Source organism: Brevundimonas sp. GCM10030266 (genome assembly GCF_042666595.1).
In the GTDB taxonomy this organism is placed as follows: Bacteria; Pseudomonadota; Alphaproteobacteria; order Caulobacterales; family Caulobacteraceae; genus Brevundimonas.
Window position 1 is genome coordinate 1233478 of the sequence record NZ_JBHTCY010000001.1, and the last position, 22372, is coordinate 1255849.

General features: G+C 67.1%; 21 protein-coding genes. 2 read left to right on the forward strand and 19 right to left on the reverse strand.

Features of this window, described 5'->3' with window-relative positions; genetic code table 11:
• Positions 1-435: 435 nt before the first annotated feature.
• The gene (locus ACFQQC_RS06360) at positions 436-2331 is read left to right on the forward strand and encodes a polysaccharide biosynthesis protein (RefSeq protein WP_376860763.1); all 1896 of its coding nucleotides are present in this window, start codon (positions 436-438) and stop codon (positions 2329-2331) included.
• 9 nt (positions 2332-2340) lie between these two features.
• Here the strand turns inward: ACFQQC_RS06360 and ACFQQC_RS06365 are convergent, their stop codons facing one another.
• The 6 genes from ACFQQC_RS06365 to ACFQQC_RS06390 form a co-directional block, all read right to left on the reverse strand.
• Entirely contained in the window at positions 2341-2901 is a 561-nt protein-coding gene (locus ACFQQC_RS06365) for a sugar transferase (RefSeq protein ID WP_376860765.1), read from the reverse strand.
• 4 nt (positions 2902-2905) lie between these two features.
• Positions 2906-4381: an aminotransferase class I/II-fold pyridoxal phosphate-dependent enzyme gene (locus tag ACFQQC_RS06370; protein ID WP_376860767.1), complete on the reverse strand. Its 1476-nt coding sequence runs from the start codon at positions 4379-4381 to the stop codon at positions 2906-2908.
• The gene (locus tag ACFQQC_RS06375) at positions 4378-4953 is read right to left on the reverse strand and encodes a DapH/DapD/GlmU-related protein (RefSeq protein WP_376860769.1); all 576 of its coding nucleotides are present in this window, start codon (positions 4951-4953) and stop codon (positions 4378-4380) included. The genes ACFQQC_RS06370 and ACFQQC_RS06375 overlap by 4 nt, the downstream gene beginning before the upstream one ends.
• A 1-nt stretch (position 4954) precedes the next feature.
• The gene (gene neuC / locus ACFQQC_RS06380; protein ID WP_376860771.1) at positions 4955-6091 is read right to left on the reverse strand and encodes a UDP-N-acetylglucosamine 2-epimerase; all 1137 of its coding nucleotides are present in this window, start codon (positions 6089-6091) and stop codon (positions 4955-4957) included.
• 2 nt (positions 6092-6093) lie between these two features.
• Positions 6094-7125: an N-acetylneuraminate synthase gene (neuB, locus tag ACFQQC_RS06385; RefSeq protein ID WP_376860773.1), complete on the reverse strand. Its 1032-nt coding sequence runs from the start codon at positions 7123-7125 to the stop codon at positions 6094-6096.
• Positions 7126-7209: 84 nt separating this feature from the next.
• Positions 7210-8133 carry an NAD-dependent epimerase/dehydratase family protein gene (locus ACFQQC_RS06390; RefSeq protein ID WP_376860775.1) on the reverse strand — a complete coding sequence of 308 codons (924 nt, stop codon included), beginning with the start codon at positions 8131-8133 and terminating at the stop codon, positions 7210-7212.
• An 83-nt stretch (positions 8134-8216) separates the two neighbouring features.
• On the opposite strand from ACFQQC_RS06390, the gene ACFQQC_RS06395 reads away from it, so the two are divergent.
• A complete protein-coding gene (locus ACFQQC_RS06395) occupies positions 8217-8837 on the forward strand; it encodes an acetyltransferase (protein WP_376860777.1) in 621 nt (206 codons plus the stop codon).
• 4 nt (positions 8838-8841) lie between these two features.
• On the opposite strand, the gene ACFQQC_RS06400 is transcribed toward ACFQQC_RS06395, so the two are convergent.
• The 13 genes from ACFQQC_RS06400 to ACFQQC_RS06460 form a co-directional block, all read right to left on the reverse strand.
• The gene (locus ACFQQC_RS06400) at positions 8842-9627 is read right to left on the reverse strand and encodes an FkbM family methyltransferase (protein ID WP_376860779.1); all 786 of its coding nucleotides are present in this window, start codon (positions 9625-9627) and stop codon (positions 8842-8844) included.
• An 83-nt stretch (positions 9628-9710) separates the two neighbouring features.
• On the reverse strand, positions 9711-11045 hold the full coding sequence (locus ACFQQC_RS06405) for an oligosaccharide repeat unit polymerase (protein ID WP_376860781.1): 1335 nt from the start codon (positions 11043-11045) through the stop codon (positions 9711-9713).
• 46 nt (positions 11046-11091) lie between these two features.
• On the reverse strand, positions 11092-12192 hold the full coding sequence (locus ACFQQC_RS06410) for a hypothetical protein (protein ID WP_376860783.1): 1101 nt from the start codon (positions 12190-12192) through the stop codon (positions 11092-11094).
• A gap of 121 nt (positions 12193-12313) precedes the next feature.
• The gene (locus ACFQQC_RS06415; RefSeq protein ID WP_376860784.1) at positions 12314-13759 is read right to left on the reverse strand and encodes a hypothetical protein; all 1446 of its coding nucleotides are present in this window, start codon (positions 13757-13759) and stop codon (positions 12314-12316) included.
• Positions 13759-14721: an NAD-dependent epimerase/dehydratase family protein gene (locus tag ACFQQC_RS06420; protein WP_376860786.1), complete on the reverse strand. Its 963-nt coding sequence runs from the start codon at positions 14719-14721 to the stop codon at positions 13759-13761. The genes ACFQQC_RS06415 and ACFQQC_RS06420 overlap by 1 nt, the downstream gene beginning before the upstream one ends.
• Complete coding sequence (locus ACFQQC_RS06425) at positions 14718-15974, reverse strand: lipopolysaccharide biosynthesis protein (protein WP_376860788.1); 1257 nt, start codon at positions 15972-15974, stop codon at positions 14718-14720. Before ACFQQC_RS06425 ends, ACFQQC_RS06420 begins: the two co-directional genes overlap by 4 nt.
• On the reverse strand, positions 15971-16771 hold the full coding sequence (locus ACFQQC_RS06430) for an SDR family oxidoreductase (RefSeq protein ID WP_376860790.1): 801 nt from the start codon (positions 16769-16771) through the stop codon (positions 15971-15973). Before ACFQQC_RS06430 ends, ACFQQC_RS06425 begins: the two co-directional genes overlap by 4 nt.
• The gene (locus tag ACFQQC_RS06435) at positions 16771-18168 is read right to left on the reverse strand and encodes a glutamate-1-semialdehyde 2,1-aminomutase (RefSeq protein WP_376860792.1); all 1398 of its coding nucleotides are present in this window, start codon (positions 18166-18168) and stop codon (positions 16771-16773) included. The genes ACFQQC_RS06430 and ACFQQC_RS06435 overlap by 1 nt, the downstream gene beginning before the upstream one ends.
• A 4-nt stretch (positions 18169-18172) precedes the next feature.
• Complete coding sequence (locus tag ACFQQC_RS06440) at positions 18173-18847, reverse strand: hypothetical protein (protein ID WP_376860794.1); 675 nt, start codon at positions 18845-18847, stop codon at positions 18173-18175.
• The gene (locus ACFQQC_RS06445; RefSeq protein WP_376860795.1) at positions 18844-19764 is read right to left on the reverse strand and encodes a sterol desaturase family protein; all 921 of its coding nucleotides are present in this window, start codon (positions 19762-19764) and stop codon (positions 18844-18846) included. Before ACFQQC_RS06445 ends, ACFQQC_RS06440 begins: the two co-directional genes overlap by 4 nt.
• Positions 19761-20537: an imidazole glycerol phosphate synthase subunit HisF gene (gene hisF / locus ACFQQC_RS06450; protein WP_376860797.1), complete on the reverse strand. Its 777-nt coding sequence runs from the start codon at positions 20535-20537 to the stop codon at positions 19761-19763. Before hisF ends, ACFQQC_RS06445 begins: the two co-directional genes overlap by 4 nt.
• Positions 20537-21157 carry an imidazole glycerol phosphate synthase subunit HisH gene (gene hisH, locus ACFQQC_RS06455; protein ID WP_376860799.1) on the reverse strand — a complete coding sequence of 207 codons (621 nt, stop codon included), beginning with the start codon at positions 21155-21157 and terminating at the stop codon, positions 20537-20539. The genes hisF and hisH overlap by 1 nt, the downstream gene beginning before the upstream one ends.
• 13 nt (positions 21158-21170) lie before the next feature.
• Positions 21171-22346 (reverse strand): N-acetyl sugar amidotransferase, encoded by a 1176-nt coding sequence (locus ACFQQC_RS06460; protein WP_376860801.1) that lies wholly within the window; start codon positions 22344-22346, stop codon positions 21171-21173.
• Between the last annotated feature and the right edge of the window lie 26 nt (positions 22347-22372).

Here is a 22372-nt window from a genome sequence, read left to right on the forward strand (position 1 = left end):
GACTGCCCGTCTTCTAGAGCCTGAAAGGTTTCTCGTCTCGGAACAGTTTTGTATCGGTCGGCCCGGTCCGGAAGCCGGGCCGGGCCGTCGGCAAGAAATCAAGCTTTCCGGGAAGGTTCAGCGCCAGATCAAATACTGTCGTTATTCGATGTCCCCCAGCGGCTGTGGGTCAAGCGTGACAGCCGGGGCTCAAAGGTCTAGAACGCCGGAACTTTTATCGACCGCGCCCATTTGAGCGCGTCGGGGCGGGCGTCTGCGGAAGAAGTCGCAAAACGAACGCGAGCATGAACGGTCGAAGTGGAGGGCGACGGGTATTCGTCACCGTACTGTGATCGCCGCGGACTATTACTTTCGCGCGGGGATTCTTCCGGTCGACGCCTGTCAGGTGGGACGGTTTTGGGTAACGCAAACGTACTGTTGATCCGCGGACTGAAGGTGACCGCGCGCGCCGTGGTTCGCGGGGTCGCGATGATCGGCGGCTATCTGGTCGCGTCCGGCAATGGCCTGAACCCCGAGGCGATCCTCAATGCGATCGAGTCCGCCTGGCTGTTCGCCCTGATCTTCGCCGGGCTTGGCTTCGCGCTGGATCTGTTCTTCCGGACCGACCGGGCGCTGTGGCGATATGTCTCCATCGTGGACATCGGTCCGATGGTGCGGACATCCCTGCTGACGGCCGCCATCTTCCTGGCGTTCAGCTTCTTCCTCGACCGGGGCGCGTCGCTGCCGCGCTCGACCCTGTTCATCGCGCCGGTGCTCGATATCGGCCTGACCCTGGGGCTGGTGCTGCTGCGCCGGATCCTCCACGACAAGGAAGCGCTGCAGGCCATCGCGCCGTTCCTCGGCGCCCGCGACGAGCGCAAGCCGCTGATCGTGGTCGGCGCCATGGACCGGGTCGAGACCTTCCTGCGCGAACTGGCCCGCAGCGGCGAGGCCTATCGCCCGGCGGGCATCGTGACAGACAACAAGGGTGCGGTGACGCGTGAGCTGCGCGGCGTGCCGGTGTTGACCGACGCCGGCGCCGCCTTCGAGATCCTCGAGGATCTGACCGACCATGACATCGAGGCGGCGCTGGTCTTCCTCGACGATATCCTGACGCCGGTCGATTTCGGCGTGGACCGGCTGGGGCAGTTGCGCACCCGGGGCGTCCATCTGCTGCGCATGCCCAGCCTGGTCGAGATGGCCGGGACGGCGGATGAGCCGGTCATGCGCAAATTCGAGCTGGAGGAGCTGCTGGCCCGCCCGCCGGTGCGCCTGGCCGACGGTCCGCTGCGCAGCCTCATCGCCGGCAAGCGGGTGCTGGTCACCGGCGCAGGCGGCTCGATCGGCTCGGAAATCTGCCGTCAGGTCGCCAGCCTGGGCTGCGGCCATCTGGTGCTGCTCGACAACTCGGAATTCGGGCTGTTCAAGATCGATCAGGAGATCGCCACGCGCTGGCCGACCCTGTCGCGCCGCGAGTATCTCTACGACGTGCGCAACAAGGCCCTGCTGAACGAGGTCTTCGCCCGCGACCGCCCCGACATCGTCTTCCACGCCGCCGCACTGAAGCATGTGCCGCTGATGGAGAAGCACCCGTGCGAGAGCGTGCTGACCAATGTGGTCGGCACCTGGAATGTCGCCGAGGCCGCCAATGTCGCCGGGGTGAAGCACATGGTCTTCATCTCGACCGACAAGGCCGTCGATCCGCCGAACGTCATGGGCGCCACCAAGCGGCTGGCCGAGGCGGTCGTGCGCGCCCAGCAGACCGGCAAGGGCGACACCCGCTTCAGCGTGGTGCGCTTCGGTAACGTGCTGGGCTCGGCCGGTTCTGTCGTGCCGACCTTCCGCGCCCAGATCGAGCGCGGCGGTCCGGTGACGCTGACGCATCCAGACATCGAACGCTATTTCATGACCATCCCCGAGGCGGTCCAGCTGGTGCTGCACGCCACGGCGCATTCGGCGGAGCAGCCGGACGGACCGCTCGGCGTGTTCGTTCTGGACATGGGCAAGCCGGTGAAGATCATCGACCTGGCCCGCCAGCTGATCGGCCTCTACGGCAAGGTTCCCGGCAAGGACATCGAGATCGAGGTCACCGGCCTGCGTCCCGGCGAGAAGTTGTTCGAGGAACTGGTCGATTCCAGCGAGGTCGCCGAGATGTGCGGCGCCAGCCTGATGTGCGTCACCGACCGCATCCAGGGCGCCCGCATGACCGAGCGGATCGTGCACAAGCTGGAGCAGGCCGGTCGCGCGGGCGACAACGCCGCCGCCCGGGCGCTGATCTTCGAGATCCTGGCGCGTGTCCGCACGGTCGGAGACGATCGCGCCGCCGAGGTGGTGCCGATCAAGCGCGCCTGATCACCACGCCTAGTGCGAGATGTCGCGCGCGCCCAGGACCTTGCCGACGGTCAACCAGATCGTCTTCAGGTCCAGGCCGAATGACCGGTTCTCGAGGTATTCGACGTCCAGCGCGACCTTGTCCGGAATGGACAGCTCGTCCCGCCCGTTGACCTGCGCCCAGCCGGTCAGGCCGGGGCGGAGGGTGTGGACGCCCTTCTCGGTGCGCAGGGCGATCAGGTCGTCCTGGTTGAACAGGGCCGGACGCGGGCCGACGATCGACATGTCGCCGACGAAGATGCTCCACAGCTGGGGCAGTTCATCCAGGCTGGACTTGCGCAGGAAGCCGCCAATGGGCGTCAGCCAGGCGGTGGTGTCGGTCAGGAGGTGGGTGGCCACCGCCGGCGTCTCGGTCCGCATGGAGCGGAACTTCGGCATGCGGAACAGCCTGTTGTCCCGGCCGACGCGGTCGGACCAGTAGATCGCCGGCCCCTTCGAGGTCGCCTTCACGGCGATGGCCGTGGCCAGCATCACCGGCGACAGGGCGATCAGGGCGCCGCCCGCCATCACGAAATCAAACGCGCGCTTCACGGGATCACCGGGCCGTCAGGATGCTGCGCATGGCGTCGATGATCCGGTCGATCTCGGCCCGGGTCATGTTCGAGCCGGATGGCATGCACAGGCCACGCGCGAAGATGTCGTCCGATACCGGCTCATTGCCGTGGGCGAAGTGGCGGCAGTGGGCGAAGACCGGCTGCTGGTGCATCGGCTTCCAGACCGGGCGGGCCTCGATCATCTCGTCGGCGAGACGCTGGATGACCTCGGCGGCGGTCACGCCGGTGATGGCCGGATCGAGCGTCAGGGCTGACAGCCAGCGGTTGGACCAGCTCCACTCCGGCTCGGGCTGCCACTCCAGACCGGGGATGCCGGACAGGCCTTCGCGATAGGCGTCATGCACCGCGCGGCGCGCCTCGACCCGGTCGCCCAGCACCTGCAGCTGGCCGCGTCCGACACCCGCCAGGATGTTGGACATACGGTAGTTGAAGCCGATCTGGCTGTGCTGGTAATGCGGCGCCGGATCGCGCGCCTGCGTCGCCAGGAACCGGGCCTGTTTGATCAGGGCCTCGTCATCGGACACCAGCATGCCGCCGCCCGAAGTGGTGATGATCTTGTTGCCGTTGAAAGAGAAGACGCCCATCAGGCCGAACGAGCCGGACGCCTTGCCCTTGTAGGTCGCGCCCAGGCTTTCGGCGGCGTCCTCGATCATCGGCACGCCGTGGCGGTTACAGAGTTCGAGGATCGGGTCCATGTCGGCGGACTGGCCGTACAGGTTCACGACGATGACGGCCTTGGGCATCCAGCCTTCGGCCTTCGCGGCGTCGAAGGCGCGCTCCAGCGCCACGGGCGACATGTTCCAGCTGTCGGGCTCGCTGTCGATGAAGACCGGCTCGCCGCCCTCGTAGACGATGGGATTGGCCGAGGCCGCGAAGGTCAGGGTCGAGCAGAAGACCCTGTCGCCCGGCTGCACGCCCAGCATCCTCACCGCCAGATGGATGGCGGCGGTGCCGGACGAGAGGGCGGCGGCGTGCCTGACCCCGGCCAGATCGGCGATCTCGCGCTCGAACGCATCGACGTTGGGGCCCAGCGGCGCGATCCAGTTGGTGCGGAAGGCCTCCTCGACGAAATGCAGCTCGGCCTCGCCCATGTGCGGGGTCGACAGCAGGATCGGCGCGCCGATGTCGCGGCGGCTCAGCACCCGCACGACCCGGCCCTCGCCGTCGATCAGGGGCAGGTGGTTGATCTCGTGCTGGTCCATCAGGCCAAGCGCGGCCTTGCGCGTGACCTCTTCCGGGGCGGTGACGGAGGCGAGGTCCGGCAGGCCTTCCAGCGTATCTTCCATCCCGGCCCCAGCCAGCAGCAGGCGGCGCAGGTCGCCGTCGGTGACGGTGCGAAGGAAGCGGCCGTCGGCGTCGACGAGCAGCAGCATCTGCACGCCGGAGGCGTTGATCGTCTCCATGGCGTCCCGGATGCTGGCGGTCCGGCGGGAGCAGAAGTCCGTAATGTCGGTCATGCGGTTTGGAATCCTGCGGAAGACGATGCCGGCGGCGCGGGCCAGATCTCGCCGGTGGCCAGATCGCGGGTGACGACGGCGCCGGCCCGGACGACGGCGCGAGCGCCGATGGAAAGACGGGAGGCGATGACAGCGCCGGGGCCGACGAAGGCATGATCGCCGATCCGGCTGTCGTGGTCGATGACGGCGCCCGCGCAGACGATCACGCCGGGCCCGGTCGTCACCTCCGGTCCGATGACCGCGCCGGCGCCGATGAAGCCGCCGTCCCCGATGTGGGCGAAGGTCGAGACGGAGGATGAGGGATGACGGATCGTCCGCAGACGCGCCCCGACCGCCAGCGCGGCTGCGATCAGGTTGGCGCGGGCCGTGTTGTCGCCGATGGCGACATGAACCTCGGTGTCCGCCAGACTGTCATCGATCTCGGGACTCAGGACCGGAAGGCCCAAGACGGTCCGGTCGGTCATGGCGGCGCGGCCGTCCCGGACACGCAGGTGCTCCCGCGCTCCGCCACCCGCCAGCCAGGCGTCGATGACGACCTTGCCGTGCCCGCCTGCCCCGATCAGGTGGATCATCTCAGTACCGGTTGACCTTCATCAGCAGGGCGTCGTCGATCACCAGCCCGGCCAGATGCTCGGCTATCCGCTTCGCCGCCGTGCCGCCCAGGACGCTGTAGACATTGGCCACCGGATAGCGGCCGTGGGCCAGCTGCTCGCGGATCCCGGCGGCGACGCCGCCGATCTCGATGTTCGCATCGACCGTGTTGGCGTTGCGCTCACGCAGGTTCTGGCGACGACCGACATTGAGCACGGGCGTGCCGAAGCTGGCTGCCTCGGTGATGCCCGAGCTGGAGTTGCCCAGCATCAGGTCTGCGACCGACATGGCGTCCAGAAAATCCTCGCGCGCCAGATGGGTCAGCAGGCGGACATCGGCATGACCTTCACGCTCGCGCAGCGCGTTCAGGACGCCGTCGCTGCCCGCATCCGCATTCGGCGCCAGCGCCAGAACCTGGCAACCCACCGCCAGAAGCTGGTCGATCAGCATCCCCGCATCGGCCTCGCCCCGCGCGGCTTCCTGCAGCACCGGATGGTAGAGCATCAGGGCGAAGGGGCGGGCGGGGTCCAGCCCGTAGCGGTCGGCCACCGTCGCGCGATCCGCCGCCGGGCGGTCATCAAGGCCGTCGAGGCCGGGGGCGCCGACGACATGGATATGCTCCGGCGCCTCGCCCATGCGGACCAGCCGGTCACGGGCTTCCCGGGTCGCCGTCAGGTGAAGGTGAGACAGCTTGGAGATGGCGTGGCGGACCGGCTCGTCGACCGTGCCGGATCGTTCGCCGCCGCAGACGTGGGCCACGGGGATGTTGAGATGGATCGCAGCCAGGGCTCCGGCCAGCATCTCGCCCCTGTCGCCGAGCAGCAGGATGATGTCCGGCCGATCCTCTTCCAGGGCGGCGACGAAGGCCGGGATCATCACGCCGATCCCGCGCGCCATCGTGGCGCCGGTGGCCGGCTGCAGCGGGAAGGGGACGCGCGCGGACAGCGTCAGGCCCGCTGCTTCGATCTCCCGCACCGTGTCTCCATGAGCCGGTGACAGGTGCATGCCGGTGGCGATGACCGACAGCGCCAGCGCCTCGTGGTCCCGCACGGCCTCAAGCGTGCGCCGCATGAGGCCGAAATCGGCCCGGGTGCCGCTAATGTAGCGGACGCGGCGCATGCTCAGGCCAGGTCCGTCCACTGCAGCGGCTGGCCCGCGGGCACAGCCGTCTTCAGCGTGCGCCCCATCACCTCGTCCATCTGCTTGGCGGGGATGCCGCTGGCGGGACGCAGCAGCAGCACGTCGGCCTCGGTCACGGTCTCGCCGATGGCCAGATCGCGGGCGGCGGTGACCGAGCGACGGACAAGGGCGCGCACCGGGATTTCGGATTCCGTGGGGGCCTTCACCGGCGAGCCCAGCGCGGCCTCGACGTCACGGATCTGGCGCACCAGCGTGGCCAGTTCGACCGGATCGAGCGAGGCGGTGTGGTCGGGCCCGGACAGGGTCTTGTCCATGGTGAAATGCTTCTCGATCACCACGGCGCCCATGCCGACGGCGGCGGTCGACACCGCGACGCCCAGGGTGTGATCCGAATAGCCGACCGGCAGGCCCGTCGTCGTCGCGATGGTCTGCATGGCCCGCAGGTTCACATCGGCGCAGGCCGCCGGATAGTTGGAGGTGCAGTGCAGGATGGTGACGAAATCCTGCATCGGCGTCGTGAAGCCCATGGCGGCGCGGGTTTCGGCGATGAAGGCCACGACCTCCTCGACCTCCTGCAGGGTCGCCATGCCTGTCGAGACGATCAGCGGCAGGTTCTGGGCGATCAGGTAGCGCAGGAAGGGGAAGTTGGTGATCTCGCCCGACGGCACCTTCATCCGCTTCATGCCGAGGCGGATCAGCAGGTCGACCGAGCCGTGATCGAACGGCGTCGACATGAACTCGATGCCCCGCTGGCGGCAGCGTTCGGCCAGTTGTTCGTGATCTGCGTCCGAAAGCTCGAGCGGGCGCACCATGTCGCGCTGGGAGCCCTCGCCCGTCTCGCGCTGCTGGTACTCGGCCTTGCCGGCCGTCGGGCCGATCACGAGATCGGTCGAGAAGGTCTGGAATTTCACGGCGTCGGCGCCGGCCGCCGCCGCCGCATCGATCATGTCGAGCGCCCGCGTGAGGTCGCCGTTATGATTGACGCCCGCTTCGGCGATGATGAAGACGCTCAATCGACGAATCCCTGTTGTCCGGCGCCAGGACTGCGCCGATCCGTGGCAGGTGAACTAGCCTATCCCGCCCGGACTCGGAAGGCTTCAGGGGCGCCATCCCAGGGTGTCGCGGGTGTGGGTGATGTCGATTTCGAGGTCGCCCAGCAGTTGCGACCGCATCGCCTCTTTTCCGGCAAGACACAGGGCCGATCCCAGCAGCGCCGGCGGGACCGGAATCAGCCGCGCCTTCGTGCCCATCGCCGCGGCCATGTCGAGCAACAGCCCGCGCGTGGAGACCGGGGCGCCGTCGCTGACAAGGAAGGTCTGTCCGGCCGCCGCCGGGTGATCAAGACAATCGGAGATCAGCGCCGCGAGCCGGTCGCGGGACACCAGATCCCGGCGATTGCCGTTCACAAGGCCGAACGGTAGCGGCAGCCCTCGCCCGATCCACCGCGCCAGTGTGCCCAGATTGCCCTTGGCGTCCGGACCGGTGATCAGCGGCGGCCGGATAGTCACCACCTCCAGACCGGTCTCCGCGGCGACGGCGGTCAGCCCCTGCTCAGCCTCATGCTTGGACACCGCATAGGGGGAGTGCGGCGCGGGCGCGTCGTGGGCGGTGAACGGGACGCCATGCGTTTCGCGGCCGTTGACCCCGATGCTGGAGATGAAGACCACACGACGCACGTCGGCCTGCGCGGCCTGCCGCCCCAGATGCACGGCGGCTTCGGCATTGGCCCGGCGGAAGACAGTCAGGGGATCCGTGGCTGTCTCGTTCAGTACATGGGCGCGGGCCGCGCAGTGGACCACGGCGTCGATGCCCTCCAGCGCTGCGGACCAGTCGGTGTCGGGGCCGAGATCACCCACGACGGCGATGTCCACGCCGGCCGGCCAATCACCCGGATCATGGCGCACGGCGACGCGCACGGGGCGTCCCCGGGCGGTGAGTTCATTCACGACGGCCCTGCCCAGAAAGCCGGTGGCGCCGGTGACCAGAACCCTTCCGGGACGGTCTTCGCGATTGTGCGTCATCGTCTGTTCCCCGTACGGCGTGCGACGGCCTTCACTGACGCCTGCCTATTGGCCGGACCGGTCCGACCGTGCAACTGTCAGGCATGAAGATCGCGATCTATGGACCCGGCGGTTTCGGCCGTGAACTGGTGCAGGCGGCGCACGACGCCGTCGCGGCGAGCGGCGGGCAGGTGGTGTTCGTATCCGACAATCCCGAGGAGGTCGGCCAGACGGTCTGTGGCCTGCCGGTCATCGGCGCCGAGGCGCTGGACTGTCCGGCGGTCATCGCGATCGGCGACGCCGCGATCCGGCGCAGGATCGCGGACCGGATCACCGCAGGATCCCTGTCGGCCACGACCCATCGGCGCGGGCCCGACGTCGTGGTCGGCGAGGGCGCCGTCTTCTGCGACTTCACCATCGTCACCGCCTCGGCGAGGATCGGGCGGCATTTCCACTGCAACATCTATTCGTATGTCGCCCATGACTGCGTGATCGGCGACTTCGTCACCTTCGCGCCGAAGGTGGCCTGCAACGGCAACGTCCACATCGAGGATGACGTCTATGTCGGCACGGGGGCCGTGCTGCGTCAGGGAACGCCGGGCAAGCCGCTGCGCATCGGCAAGGGCGCCGTGATCGGCATGGGGGCGGTGGTAACGAAGGATGTGCCGCCGGGGGTCACCGTCATCGGCAACCCCGCCCGTCCGATGGAGCCCCGGAGCGCCTGAGGCCTCAGGAGGCCTTCAGGTAGCTGTCGATCTGCTGCTGGCTGAAATAGCCCTTGTCCCGACGCAGCGGGGAATCGAACGGAACGAAGACCAGATCCACCTGGGCCAGGGCGTTGTCGAGCGCGCGGTAGTGGCCTTCCAGCGTTTCGTAGCAGGCGAAGCCGAGCTCGTTCATGCGGATGACGATCTCGTTGAACTCGGGCGCGCCGTGGCGGAACTGGTGGAAGGAGCACTCGACGATGATCACGTCGATCTGGTCCAGAATGCCGGAGGCGCCCTCGAGCACCATCAGTTCGGCGCCCTGGGTGTCGACCTTCAGCAGGCAGGGGCGGGCGATCGGTTGTTCGATGATGCTGTCCAGACGCCGCATCGGCACCTCGACGGTCTCGCCGTCCAGTCGCGCGCCTTCCCACTGGTCGAAGGCGGAGGAGCCCGAGATGTCGCTGTGGACGTTGAAGCGCAGGACACCATCCTCGGCGCCGGCGGCGACGTTGAAGGTGCGGGCGCCGAGGGTGCGGGCGTATTCAGCCAGGATCGGGGCGCAGGCCGGAACCGGTTCGACCAGATACAGCTGCGCGCCCCTGGTCGAGTTGTAGAGGCCGGGCGTGCCGTGGGCGACGCCGACGTCGATCACCGTCTTGAAGGTGTGTCCCAGCTTGCCGAGATGGGCGACGAAGCCGTCGAAGTCACGATTGGGCGTGCTGGCGGGCACCAGTTTCAGCGCGGCCACGCCAAGCACGCCGTTGATCAACGGCAGGATGCGCGTCCGCACGTATTCTTTGAATCGCATGATGTTCTGAGTGTCCCGGAAACCTGAGCGAACCTTAGCAATCCTGAGCGTTCAGGGCAGCCCTTGGAGCGGCGAAAATCGCCTCATACCCAACGGCGGGTCATACGCCGGGGCGGGTGCGCCGATTGCGGCGCCGCGACCCGGACGCGCACCGTGATCAGGGCCGCGATCAGCCAGAGATGGATCAGAAGGCCGTTCGAGAAACCGATCGGCGTGCCGATGATGCTGAACAGGATGCCCATGACGATGAAGGGCACGGCCATGAGCCAGCGCGGATCGCGCCCCCTCTTGACCAGGGCATAGACCTTCCCGGCCAGCCAGCCCCAGATGAAGCACGGGATCAGGCCCAGGAATTTGAGGTCGACATAGAGGGTGCCGAAGGCCGAGGGCAGGAAGCCGTAGACATTGACCGCGCCGAGGTGGGCGTAGCCGTTGGCGACGAACTCGCCGTTCAGTCGACGCATCAGGGCGCCGATCAGGTCGATGCCGTACACCCCGAACTGCATGGGGCCGTCGTAGCTGGTGAACAGGGTGTTCGACATCACCAGCCCCTGGAGCAGATACCAGAAGCTGACGAAGGTCAGATAGGCGCCCTCGGGCCCGAGCAGCTCGAACAGCACGTTCGATCCCGGCCCGTTGAAGTTTACGCCCCACGACTGGCCGGCGATGCCGAACATCGCGTCGACGCCGCCGGAAATCTCGGCCCGGGTCAGGAAGACCTGCATGAAGTAGATGAACATGACGCCGCCCAGCGCGCCCATCGCCGCCTTGCCGGCGGGACCCAGCTTGAACAGCGGACGACGGCGGCGAACGGTCTGGCCGGGGATCTTCGGGAACAGCTGTTTCCGCAGGTTGAAGGCGTAGATCATCACGACCAGCGCATAGAGCAGCGGTGAGCGTCCGCCCATCGACAGCGCCGCCATCACGATGGGCAGAAGACCGTAGAGGCCCAGCTTCCACAGCACGGGGCGCGGCCGGTAGGCGATCTCCCGGACCAGATAAATGAAGCCGGCGGGATAGGTGAGGAAGCTCAGCTGGAACCAGATCGAGCTTTGCGACTCGTCGCCGCTCATCAGGGCGCCCGCGGTCGCCGAGCGTGCGCGGTAGGCCTCGGCGAGGTTCAGGATGTTCCGGTCCGCGGTGTCCATGAAGGCGGCGCCGACCGCGATGAGGGCGGCGACGATGAGCAGTCGATCCGTCAGCTGGAAGTCCAGGGTCAGGTCCGTACGGCGCGGCTGCTGCACCTGCGGCCGCCCCGCGATGAAGGCTCCGAGGCAGAAGACCCCGATGAACAGGAACAGGATGAGATAGCCGTAGATGCTCATCACCCGGTTCTCGAGCTGGAACGGCAGGATGAAGAAGGCCGCCACACAGGCGACCCAGACCATCAGCATCAGAATGGCGGGGTGGAATCTCAACGCAGGGCCTCCGCGTGCGGGGCTGCGGGCGTCAGGTCGAGGATCGTCATCCGATCACGCAGGTGATGACGCGGCGTTCGCCCTCGACGACCATGCCGCCGCGGTGAATGCCCTTGGTGTCGAACAGGACGATCGATCCCTTCGCCGCCTGGATGGCCCAGAGGCCGGCGTTGATATCGGCGCTGATCGCTGCGTCCGGGGTCAGGTCGTTGCCGAAGGCGCCCTTCTGGCGCAGACGGGCGGGCAGGGCGGCGAACAGCCGACGGGCCTTCGGGTCGGTGGCGCCCAGTCCGTTGCTGTCGTTGGCCTCGCAGATCAGGTCGTCCAGCTTCGAAATCCGCATGCGGTTCGAGCCCAGCACATAGCTGAACGGACCGTTCCGTTCGCCGACGTCGCTCAGATAGATGATCGCCTTCAGATCGCCGCCCGAGGCGTCGCGATGGCAATAGGCGGTCGCGGGCAGCTCGTTGGCGTCCATGTCCGGGAAGATGTCACGCCAGAAGCTGTCGGACACGTCGTTGATCTGCGGGTTCACGTCGATCAGGCGGGCCGGACGACCGAGGTAGGCGTCGGAGGCGGCCATGACGCCGGACTCCTGCAGCAGACTCTCGATCTGCGAGAACAGTTCACCCTCGGCGACCCGACTGGCCTGACCGCGTGATTCCTCGAATTTGCGCTGGCCGTTCGACTTGCCGCGGCGAGCGGCCAGGGCTTCGAACTGGGTCCGGGAGACCTGTTCCAGCGCCTCGACCTGCGGGGTCGGAACCTTCAGCACCATGACGCCGTGCTGGTCCAGTCGGGCGCCCTTCGCCGCGGCGCCCGCCCGGGCATGACGTTTGCGCATCGAGCCGGCGGTCATGTTCCGCAGGGCCGCTCCGGCGAAGCGCAGGCGACCGGCCGCAGACCGGTCGGCGCGGACATCGAACGGGATCATTTCGTAGCGGATCGTCCGCTTCAGCAGCAGTTTGGCCATGCCGGCGGCGAAGATCGTACCGGCCTTCAGGCGGGTCGGCAGATCAACCCCGGACGCCAGTTCGCGATAGGCGTCGTGCTGCTTGTAGTCGATCATGTCCGCCCGCCAGTCCACGTCGGGCATGGGGCGCAGCTCGGGACCGGGGTCCAGGATCACATAGCCGGGCGAGGTCATCTGACAGGCCTGTCTCTCTAGCTGAGCGGGGCCGCTCGGCGCTCCGGGAAGACGAAGCGCACAGACCCGTGTCCTATCCAAGCCGGTCAGGTCTGGTCAAGTTGACCGATTGTCCAGTGGTTCAATTCAGCGGCGAGCCGGGATGGCCGCCGCCGCCGGGGAGCATCCGCCTGCCGTGCCAGTTCTCACCGTCCGGCCCCAGCTGGCGCAGGCGGTCTCCCAGACGACGGCCCAACTCGGCGGTCGCCTCGTCCGGGCTGGCCGGATCGAAGGTCTGGAACGAGAAGAAGTCGGCGTGGAAGCTGCCTTGCAACAGATGGCTGACGATCCGCGACTGGCGGGCGTGAAGGTCGACGGGGGCGGCAGTGTCGCGCAGGCGCTCCGGCAGACCGGGCAGTTCGCTCCAGTGTCGGAGGATGATGAAGTCGTCCTCGCGCGGGACGTAATAGGCCTCCGCCGTCACCGATTGCAGACCCAGCAAGCCCGCCTGCAGGCCCAGGGTGCCGGTCGCCGTCAGACTGGCGCCGCACAGGGCCAGCATCTGGTTGCCGCTGACCTCGTAGGGCACGATGACAACGTTCGGGATGGCCTTCAGCCGCTCCAGCAGCGCCGTCTGGCGGAAGCCGAACTGCAGCGGATGATCCTTGACCACCACCAGATAGCCCGCGGCGCTGAGATGGCCGGCGGCCTCGACCAGCATGTCCTCGTGACGGACCATGGCCAGATCATCGACCCAGTAGTCGATGGCAGCTTCCGGCAGCAGTTGCAGGCCGAACAGCACGCGCTGTTCGCGCGGGAAGGCCTCAACCCGGTCCAGCCAGTCATGCTCGACCATCCTGATGACGCCCAGGTCGCGCAGCTGCGGCTTGTGTCCCAGCATCGACTGGGCGTCGAGATAATGCAGGTTCAACGGATCGCGCTTCAGCAGCGACAGAGCCTGGAACACCCAGCCGCGCAGGCGGAAACGCCAGAAGGTCTTCAGGAACCGGGTGCGGGTGAACGGGGCCTGATTCTGCACATAGGTCGGGGTGAAGACCGGCGCGGCGATCTCGGCGATACGGGCCTCGACGGCGGCGGCCTCGACCGGGGCGTCGCTGGTGATCAGCTTGCCGCGATGCATCAGCATGCACATGCCCGGCAGGGCGCTGGCGGTGACTTCGTAATAGGGAATGCCGCGCGCCCGCGCGCGTCGCGCCAGGACGTCGGAGACATAGCTGTCGATCGGGAAGCCGGTGACCACGGACGGCGCGACCTCGTCCAGCACCTTGTCCATCGCTAGCGTCATGGCCTGCGCCATGGCCGTCGCCTGCTGCAATGGCAGCCAGCGCAGCACCCGGCAGCGGGCGATGACGTCGGCGACCTCGGCGGCGTCGAGCAGCAGGGGGGCGGTCGCCTTGCCCGCGCGAATGGGGTCACAGGCGGCGTAGAAGTCGTCCGTGACCCAGCGGTCCCCGGCCCCGCGTCGGTCGGTCAGCACGACGGCGCGGTCATAACCCAGATGATCGCCGATGCAGCGCCACCAGTGCTCCATCCGATGGATGGAATAGATCAGGGCCGTGCCGGTCATCAGGATGAGGTTTCCACGGAGGCGTCACGCGCGATCAGCCAGTCGGCGGTGCGGCGCACGCCTTCCTGCATGGAGATCGTCGGGGGACCGGCGACGGCCTCGATCGGCGCCGTGTCGTACAGGTAGTCGGTCATCATGTTGTCCAGCCGCCGCGAGGTCAGGGGCGAACGCAGGCCGACAGCGGTCATCAGGTCTCCCGCCATCCCGAGCATGCGCGCGACCGGCTCCGGCAGGGTGTGGATGCGGCGACCGAAGCGGGCGGCGAAGGCGTCGGACCAGAGGCGCAGGTCGATCGGGGGGCTGTCCGCCAGATACATGACCCGCCCGGCGATATTGGCCTGCGCCGTGGTTCCGAGCGCCTCCAGCTGCGCGGCCAAGGTGTCGATGTAGGAGTAGGATTTCATGCGCGGCGCGCGGCCGACATGGAAATACAGGCCGCGCCGGATCAGGCGCACCACGCCAAGGTAGTGCTCGCTCATGCCCGGGCCCCAGATGGTGGTCGAGCGCACGATGACCCAGGTCTTGCCGCCGCCGTCGGCTTCGCGCACGAGGCGTTCGCCCTCGGCCTTGCTGGCGCCGTAGCCGCCTTCCGGGTCGAAATCGGTGTCCGAGGTCACGGCGCGACCGGGTCGGTTGACCAGTTGCGAGGACATCCACACCACCCGCTGCACCGACGGTGACGCCCGCACGGCCTCGAGCAGATTGCTGACCCCGGTGGTGTTTGCGGCATAGCCGTTGCGCGGGGCGCCCTTCAGGTCGGTCTCGGCGGCCAGGTTGTAGATCATGTCCGGCTGGAAGGCGTCGATGGCGGCTCGGATCGAGGCGGGGTCCAGCAGGTCGCCGGTCAGGGTCCGGTCGCCGCCCGCGCGGCTGAAGCCGGACACCTCGTGCCCCTGATCGATCAGGCGCTGCATCAGGGCGGCGCCGACGAAGCCGCGACTTCCGGTGATCAGGGCTCTCATGCCGTCGCCTCGCTGCGGATCAGGCGGGATACCCGGGTCGCGATCAGGATCAGATACAGGCCCGCCGTCGCCACGGTCGCCGATGCGGCGCCGAACAGGCCGAACCGCCAGGTCAGGACCGCCAGCAGCACCGCGCCGATGGCGAAGGCGATGGCCTGCTGGCGCAGGACCGCATTCTCCAGATGCCGGGCGTTCAGCACCAGCCCGTGGAAGTCGGCCGCGGCGCGCAGCATGAACCCGACCAGCATCACGCCGATCAGGAGGATGCTCAGGTGGAAGCGCTCGCTGTAGACACCGCCGGTCAAGACGTCGGCGCCCCACAGGAGGGCGAACAGCACCGGCGCCCCGATCAGGGTCAGCAGATACTCACGCAGCACGCGGCCGCGGAGGGCGGCGACGCTGTCCTGTCGGGCCGCCGCGAAGACGGTCGGGATGATGCGGTTGAACGAGATGACGCTGAAGGCCTGATAGGCGAGCGAGGCCAGCGCCGCGTGGCGGAAATAGACCCCGACCTGATCCATCGACATCAAGGCGCCGACCGCCAGCCGGTCATACTGCAGCACCAGCAGGGCGATCAGGCCCAGCAGGAAATGGACGGCGGAGGCCTTGTGCTGGCCCAGGATATCGACGCCGAAATGGAAAGGCTTTTCGCGCGGCGTGGCGGTGCGGATCCGCAGCCACATGACGACCAGCGCGGCGGTGCAGAGCGCCGCGCCCGCCGCCCACAGGGTCAGGACGAAGTCCAGTCGCAGCGGGCTGTCGGCCAGCAGGGCCTGATACAGAACGACGGCGGCCAGCCCGATGTTCTTGATCGTCACCACCAGCAACAGGGGGGCGTAGCGCGGGGAGATCAAGGCGAAATAGTAGGCCTGGTTCGAGATGTGTTCGCCGATCACGATGACCGCCGCGAGGGCCGCCATCTGCGGGCTGATGTCCGCCATCAGGATGACCGCGCCGAGGAACAGCGGGGTCATCAGGGCCCAGTTGAAGGCGAAGAAGCCGGTCGCGGACGAGACGTAGCGATCAAACACCTCATACGGCTGTCCCGCCGTACGGCGCTGGATGTCGATGTGGCGTTCGAAATTGAAGCCGAAGGCGAACAGGGCGACGAGGGTCGTCAGCAGGCCGAACTGGCCCGCCTGCGCGATCGGCAAGGCGTAGGTCGCGACGAGGACGAAGCCCGCCCGCGCCGCCACGTCCAGAAGCTTGACGGCCACCAGATAGAGGCCGCCTCGCCGGGAGGGCTCCATCACCAGGCCGTCCACCCGCCGTCGACCATCAGCACATGGCCCGTGACATAGCTCGACGCCTCGCTGGCGAGGAACAGCAGCGGCGGCACCATCTCATCCGCTCGCGCCATCCGGCCCAGCGGAACGCGGGCGGAGTACAGGTCGCTGAAGGTGCTGTTCTGCCCGCTGGAGACGCCGCCGGGCACGATGCAGTTCACGCGGATGCCCTTGTCGGCCCAGTAGGTCGCCAGCCATTTGGTGAAGCCGACCACCCCGGCCTTGGACGCCGAATACACCGCCGGGGTGTTGATCGGCCCGCCGAGATAGTTCGAGCCCTCATAGATGCGGTTGTCTGGGCCGACCACGCCGTAGATGGAGGCGGTCTGGACGATCCGGCCCTTCACCCCGCCGGCCAGCATCGTCTTCCCGACGGCTTGCGCCATCAGGAACATGCCGTCGATGTTGACCGACATGATCTCCCGCCAGGTGTCGATCGAATACTCCTCGAACGGCGCCATGCAGGCGCGCACGTCGGCGGTCTTGGTGGCGGCGTTGTTGATCAGGATGTCGATGCGACCGTAGCGGGCCATGACGGCCTCGACGCAGGCCTTCACCGATGCGGCGTCAGACACGTCGCACTCGAAGCCCGCGGCCTCGCCGCCGAGCTCCGCCGCGGCCTCGTTCGCGGCGTCGCCGAACAGATCGACCACGGCCACCGCCGCGCCCGCATCCGCCAGTCCCTTGCAGAAATGACGGCCGAGGATGCCCGCGCCGCCGGTGACGAGGGCGACCTGACCGTCCAGTCGCGATAAGTCCGCCATCAGTTATGCGACCGGAAGACGGGTTTGATGACGTGGTCGTCCTTGAACTTCTCGACGCCCTCCTGCAGCGCGGCGGCATAGACCTTCAGCGCGCCGTCCAGCGCGTCGAGCGTGATCTGCAGTTCCTCCGGGCCATGCGCCTGGCAGGTGCCGAGCCAGGGCATCAGCACGCCGCGCTTGATCATCTCCTGCGACAGCAGGGTGCGCAGGGCCATCGACGGCTCGCCGTTCGCATCGCGCGTGATGTAGTTCATCAGGATTTCGGGCCCGTCGGTCACGAACGTGTCCGCCAGACCGTTCGAGGCCGCCACGTCGGCGAAGCCGGCCCTCAGCGCCGCGCCGTAGGCCCACAGGCCGCGCGGCACGTCTTCCTCGATATTGATGCGGGTCGCCTCGACGAAGGCGCCCAGCGCCGGCATCTCGCCGCCGTGGGTGGTGGACAGCAGGAAGGTCCGCTCCATGCCCGGACGGTCGGTCGAGCCGACCTGCATGTACTCGCGCTTGCCGACCACGGCGGCCAGGGCGAAGCCGTTGGCCATGGCCTTGCCGAAGGTGGCGATGTCCGGCTCGACGCCGAACAGATGGGCGGCGCCCTTCAGGTGCCAGCGGAAGCCGGTGATCATCTCGTCGAGGATGAACAGGGCGCCGTTGGCGTGCGCCAGCGCCTTGACCTGGTGCAGGAAGTTTCCGGCGTGACCGGCGTGATCGGGATCCGGACCCGGCGCGAGCCCCGGCTCACCGTTCGGGCCGCACGGGATCAGATGGGTCGCCGGCTCCAGCATGACCGCCGCGATCTCACCCGGATGGGCGTCGAAATGCGCCTTCAGCGAGCCGATGTCGTTGTAGTCGAACAGCAGGGTGCTGGCGGCATGGTCGGGCAGGGTGCCGCGCTTGACGTTGGTCGAGCCGATGAACCAGTCGTCGAACGAGAAGAAGGGGTGCTGGCGCGGAATGCAGACATAGCGCCGGCCGGTATAGGCGCGGGCGATCTTCACCGCGGCGGTGGTGGCGTTGGAGCCGTTCTTGGCGAACTTCACCATCTCGGCGGACGGGATGATGTCGCAGATCATCTCGGCGGCTTCGAGCTCGATGGCCGAGGCGCGGGTCAGGTTGACGCCGTTCTCGATCTGCCGGATCGCGGCGGCGTTCACCCGGTCATCGGCATAGCCGATCGAGATGGCGCGCAGGGCCATGCCGTAGTCCAGATATTTGGCGCCGTGGGTGTCCCAGACATAGGCGCCCTTACCGCGCGCCAGCACCGGCGGCGCATTGGTCGGGAACTGGTCGTCGCCACGGGAATAGGTATGCGCCCCGCCCGGGATCGCCTTGTGAAGACGCGCCCGCAGGGCTGCAAAATCCGCCTCGGTGTTCGAAGGGATCTTGATGTCGTCAGGCATGGTCTCAGGCTCCGTTGGCGCGCCAGATCGGCAGCGGGCCGTCCTGACGTCGTAGGGTCGCGGTCTTGGGGCTACCGATATACAGGGTGTTGTCCGGCAGGTCGCGGTCCAGCACCAGCGATTCCGTGGCGATCTGGCAGTTGTCCCCGATGCTGCAGCGGCCCAGGACGGCGCTGCCCGGACGCAGCGTCACATGGCGACCGAACGTCGGATAGATGTCGTGGTTCGAGCCCACGCCGCAGCGCTGGTAGGCGATGAAGAAGTCGCTGTACCGCCCCCGGCCCAGCACGGTCCCGAGCGGATGAACGAACAGGAAGATCGACGGCAGCTCGACCTCGTAGAAGGCGTCCAGTCCGTGCAGCGCCTTGTTCAGCAGGAACAGCTTGGAGCAGGTCGAGGCCGGCCCGCCCTGCCGGAACAGTTCGTTGGACAGCAGGTACAGCCACATCGCGTACTGGTCGCCGTGGAGGTGGTTGAACACCACCTGCTCGCCGTCGAAGAAATACCTGTTGTCGACGTGGCTGAAGCAGTGCTGCAGCCGGGTCAGGGCGACGGTCACGGCGTCCATCAGGTCGTCGGCCTCGACCACATCGGCGTCCGGGAAGTGGGCGTTCAGCTGTGCCGACGCATAGGCGGCCAGGCCACGGGCGTCGAGGCTGGCGCGGAGTTTCAGGCTCATGTGGCGATATCCCCGGAGGGCGCAGGGAGCGCTGAGCGTTCCCGGAACAGGCGCCAGAGCCCGACCCCGGGCACGATCTGCTGTGAAAGCCACGACTCCGGAAGACGCTCGCCGACCAGACCATAGACCAGCGGCGCATCGCCACGCGCGACCCAGGTGCCGAACAGCTGGTCCCAGATCGACAGCACGCCGCCGTAGTTCTTGTCGAGGTGCGGCTCCAGCGAGGAGTGGTGCACCTCGTGGAAGCTGGGGGAGACGAACACCCGGTCGAGAGGGCCGAACGACCAGCCGCTGTCGGAGTGGATGATCAACTGATGGAACTGGAGCACGGCCGCGATGGCCACCGGCATGGCCGCATCAACCTGCATGACGGCGGCGGGGACAGCCATCACCGCCAGCGCCACGATCCGGTCGATCACCGTCGCCCGGAAGGTGGTCATGACGTTCAGATTGATCTGGGAGTGGTGGGTCTTGTGGAACTGCCAGACGATGCGGCTCTCGTGCTGCAGGCGGTGCCACCAGTAGACGCAGAAGTCGGTGACCACGAACAGAATGGCCAGCTGGGCCCAGATCGGCAGATCGGCCAGCGCCTTCACCTCCAGCCACGGCGCCCACGCCTGAAGAGCGCGGGTGAAGAACAGGCCGACCGGAAGAATGACCGCGAACTGGATCAGGTGCAGGAACTCCAGGATGGCGTAGACGCCATCGACGCGCACGGACCGGGTCCAGTAGCGCGCGACCAGATCGCGCCGGCGCACGAGGTCGATCGTCAGGCCCAGAAGGATGGCGGCGGCGAACTGGCCGTAGAACCAGCCCTCGGCGGCGACGTTGCGGGCGACGCTGTCCATGACGACCATCGCGCTGCCCGCCGGATCGGAGAGCAGCTGCGAGGGGGTGAGGGACAGAAGGCCGCTCACGATCGGCTGCCCTTCTGGCTGCGGACGTTCACCCCGTTGGTGCTGAGGTAGGTCCGCACCTTGATCGGGCTGTGGTCCGTGAAGATGAACATCGACGAGATGGTGATCGCCGACGCCCCCGCGTCCAGCGCCTGGATGCAGTCATCCAGACTTCCGGCGCCGGACGAGGCGATCAACGGAATGTCGAGCCTGTCCGAAAGGGCCGCGATCATGTCCAGATCGTAGCCGTTCATCATCCCGTCCCGGTCGATCGAGGTCATCAGAATTTCGCCGGCGTGGAGATCCTGCATGCGCAGGGCGAACTCGACCGGGTCGTAGCCCGTCTGTGTGGAGCCGCCTCGCCCGCGCACCGTCTTCCGGCCCAGCTCGTCAGCCTGGTAGTCGATCGAGACGACGATGCACTGGTCGCCGAAGCGGGAGGCGGCGCGGGTGATGAAGTCCGGATCCTCGATGGCGGCGGTGTTGATGCTGACCTTGTCGGCGCCGCTCTTCAGCAGGCTTTCGATCTGCTCCAGCGTGGTCACGCCGCCGCCGACCGTCAGGGGCACGAAGACTTCCTCGGCCACCCGTTCGATAATGTCGCCGGTGACGACCCGCCCCTCATTGGTGGCGTCCACATCGACGAAGATCAGCTCGTCCACGCCGTAGGAGTCATAGACCTTGGCGGTCGAGACCGGATTGCCAGCCTCACGCTGATCGTCGTGGAAGCGGCGCATCTTCACCAGACGCCCGTTCCGGATCAGGAATTTAGGGATGATCCGTTTCTTGAGCATCAGAACTCGTGCGCCAGCCAGTTCTGCAGCAGCTGCAGGCCGTTGTCCTGGCTCTTCTCGGGATGGAATTGGGTCGCCGTCAGATTGCCACGCCGCACCGCCGCGGTCACGACCCCGCCGTGATCCGTGACGCCGACCCGATCGGCCGGATCGTTGCAGACCATGTGGAAGGAGTGGACGAAATAATAGTCGCTCTCGCCCGAGGGCAGGCCCTTGAACAGCCACTCATCGGGGGCGAAGGAGACGGCGTTCCAGCCGACGTGCGGAACCTTGGCCGGCGCCTCGACCTGGAGCGGCCGGATCTCGGCGTCCAGCCAGCCCAGACCGTCGTGCTCGCCGTGCTCGAAGCTCTTGCGCGCGAACAACTGCATGCCGAGACAAACGCCCAGCACCGGCTTCTTCAGATCCAGCGCCAGCCGGTGCAGGACGGGCTGCAGGTTCTTGGCGTCGATGGCCGCCATGGCGTCGCCGAAGGCGCCCACGCCGGGCAGGACCAGCCGATCCGCCTCTTCCAGTTCGTCGAAATCCGCCGTCACGACCGCGTCCTCGCCGAGGTACTCGAACGCGTTCATCAGCGAGCGCACATTGCCCATGCCGTAGTCGATGATGGCGATGGTCATGCGGCCTGCTCCCTTACTCGGCGGCGGTCTTCGGCGGTCCGACCTTGATGTCGCTCAGGTCAGTCCGGTCCCATTTGTCGAAGTCGGGCATGACTTCGCCGGTCTCCAGGTTCTTGCGGTCGAACTTCCACGGGTGAACCTGGTGCGGCGCCAGGATGTCGTAGAACTCGTCATCGGTGATCTGCAGGTGTTCGAGGAACCAGTCCATCGAGGCCGGGCGCTTGCCGTCGTATTTCGCCTCGATCTCCACCGCCTCTTCGCGGGTCTTGCGACCGTTGCGGATGTCGATGGACAGCAGGTGGTTCGCCCGCCCGTAGCCGCGCTTCACGAATTTCGACCAGTCGCGCATGCCCTGGAAGGTGCACTCGATCTTCTCATAGTCGTACTCGGGCGGCACGCCCTCGACCGGCTGACCTTCCCAGCCCAGTTCGCGCTTGATCAGCTCGACATTGGCCCGGGTGTCCCACTCGATGTAGTTGCCCAGACAGATGGAGCGGACCTTCAGCTTCATCAGGTCCTTGCGCTTGGGATAGTCGAACATCCACAGGTCGCGGCGTTCGACGCGTCCCTGCAGGAACTCGTACATGTCGTCAGCGGTGATCCCCTGGTTCATCAGGCGATTGAAGCGCTTCTCGTCGACCTCCTCCATTTCCTCGAAGGTGTACCAGCTGTGGTACTCGGCGGAGGTCTCGCCCCAGAACAGCAGGGGGATGTTGAAGCGCACGGCCATGTGCATCACGCCGGAGTAGATCCCGGTGTGGCAGTGCCAGCAGAAGTCGCCGCGACGCTTGAAGCTCTCCAGCATCAGTTCGCGCACGACGTGGAAGTTCGGCGTGAATTCCACCACGTCAACGCCCAGCTGCTTGAACACCGAGGTGTTGTTTTCCTCGACCTTCGGCCGATAGCCCCAGTGGTTGTAGCGCACCACGAGCGGCTTCATTTTCAGCGTCTTGACGATGTACCAGAGCTGGAAGACCGAGTCCTTGCCGCCCGAATAGGGGACGATGCAGTCGTAGATGTCCTTGCCCTTGTACTCGGCCACGATCTCGTCGAGCTGCCGCTGACGATCTTCCCAGTCGATCTTGTCCTTCTTGGCCTCGATCTGACGGCAGACCGAGCAGACGCCCTCATCGTCGAAGGTGATGGTGTCGACGGTCTCGGGGACCAGGCATTTGGTGCACTTGCGCATAATCAATCTCGTGCCGGACGGGGAGG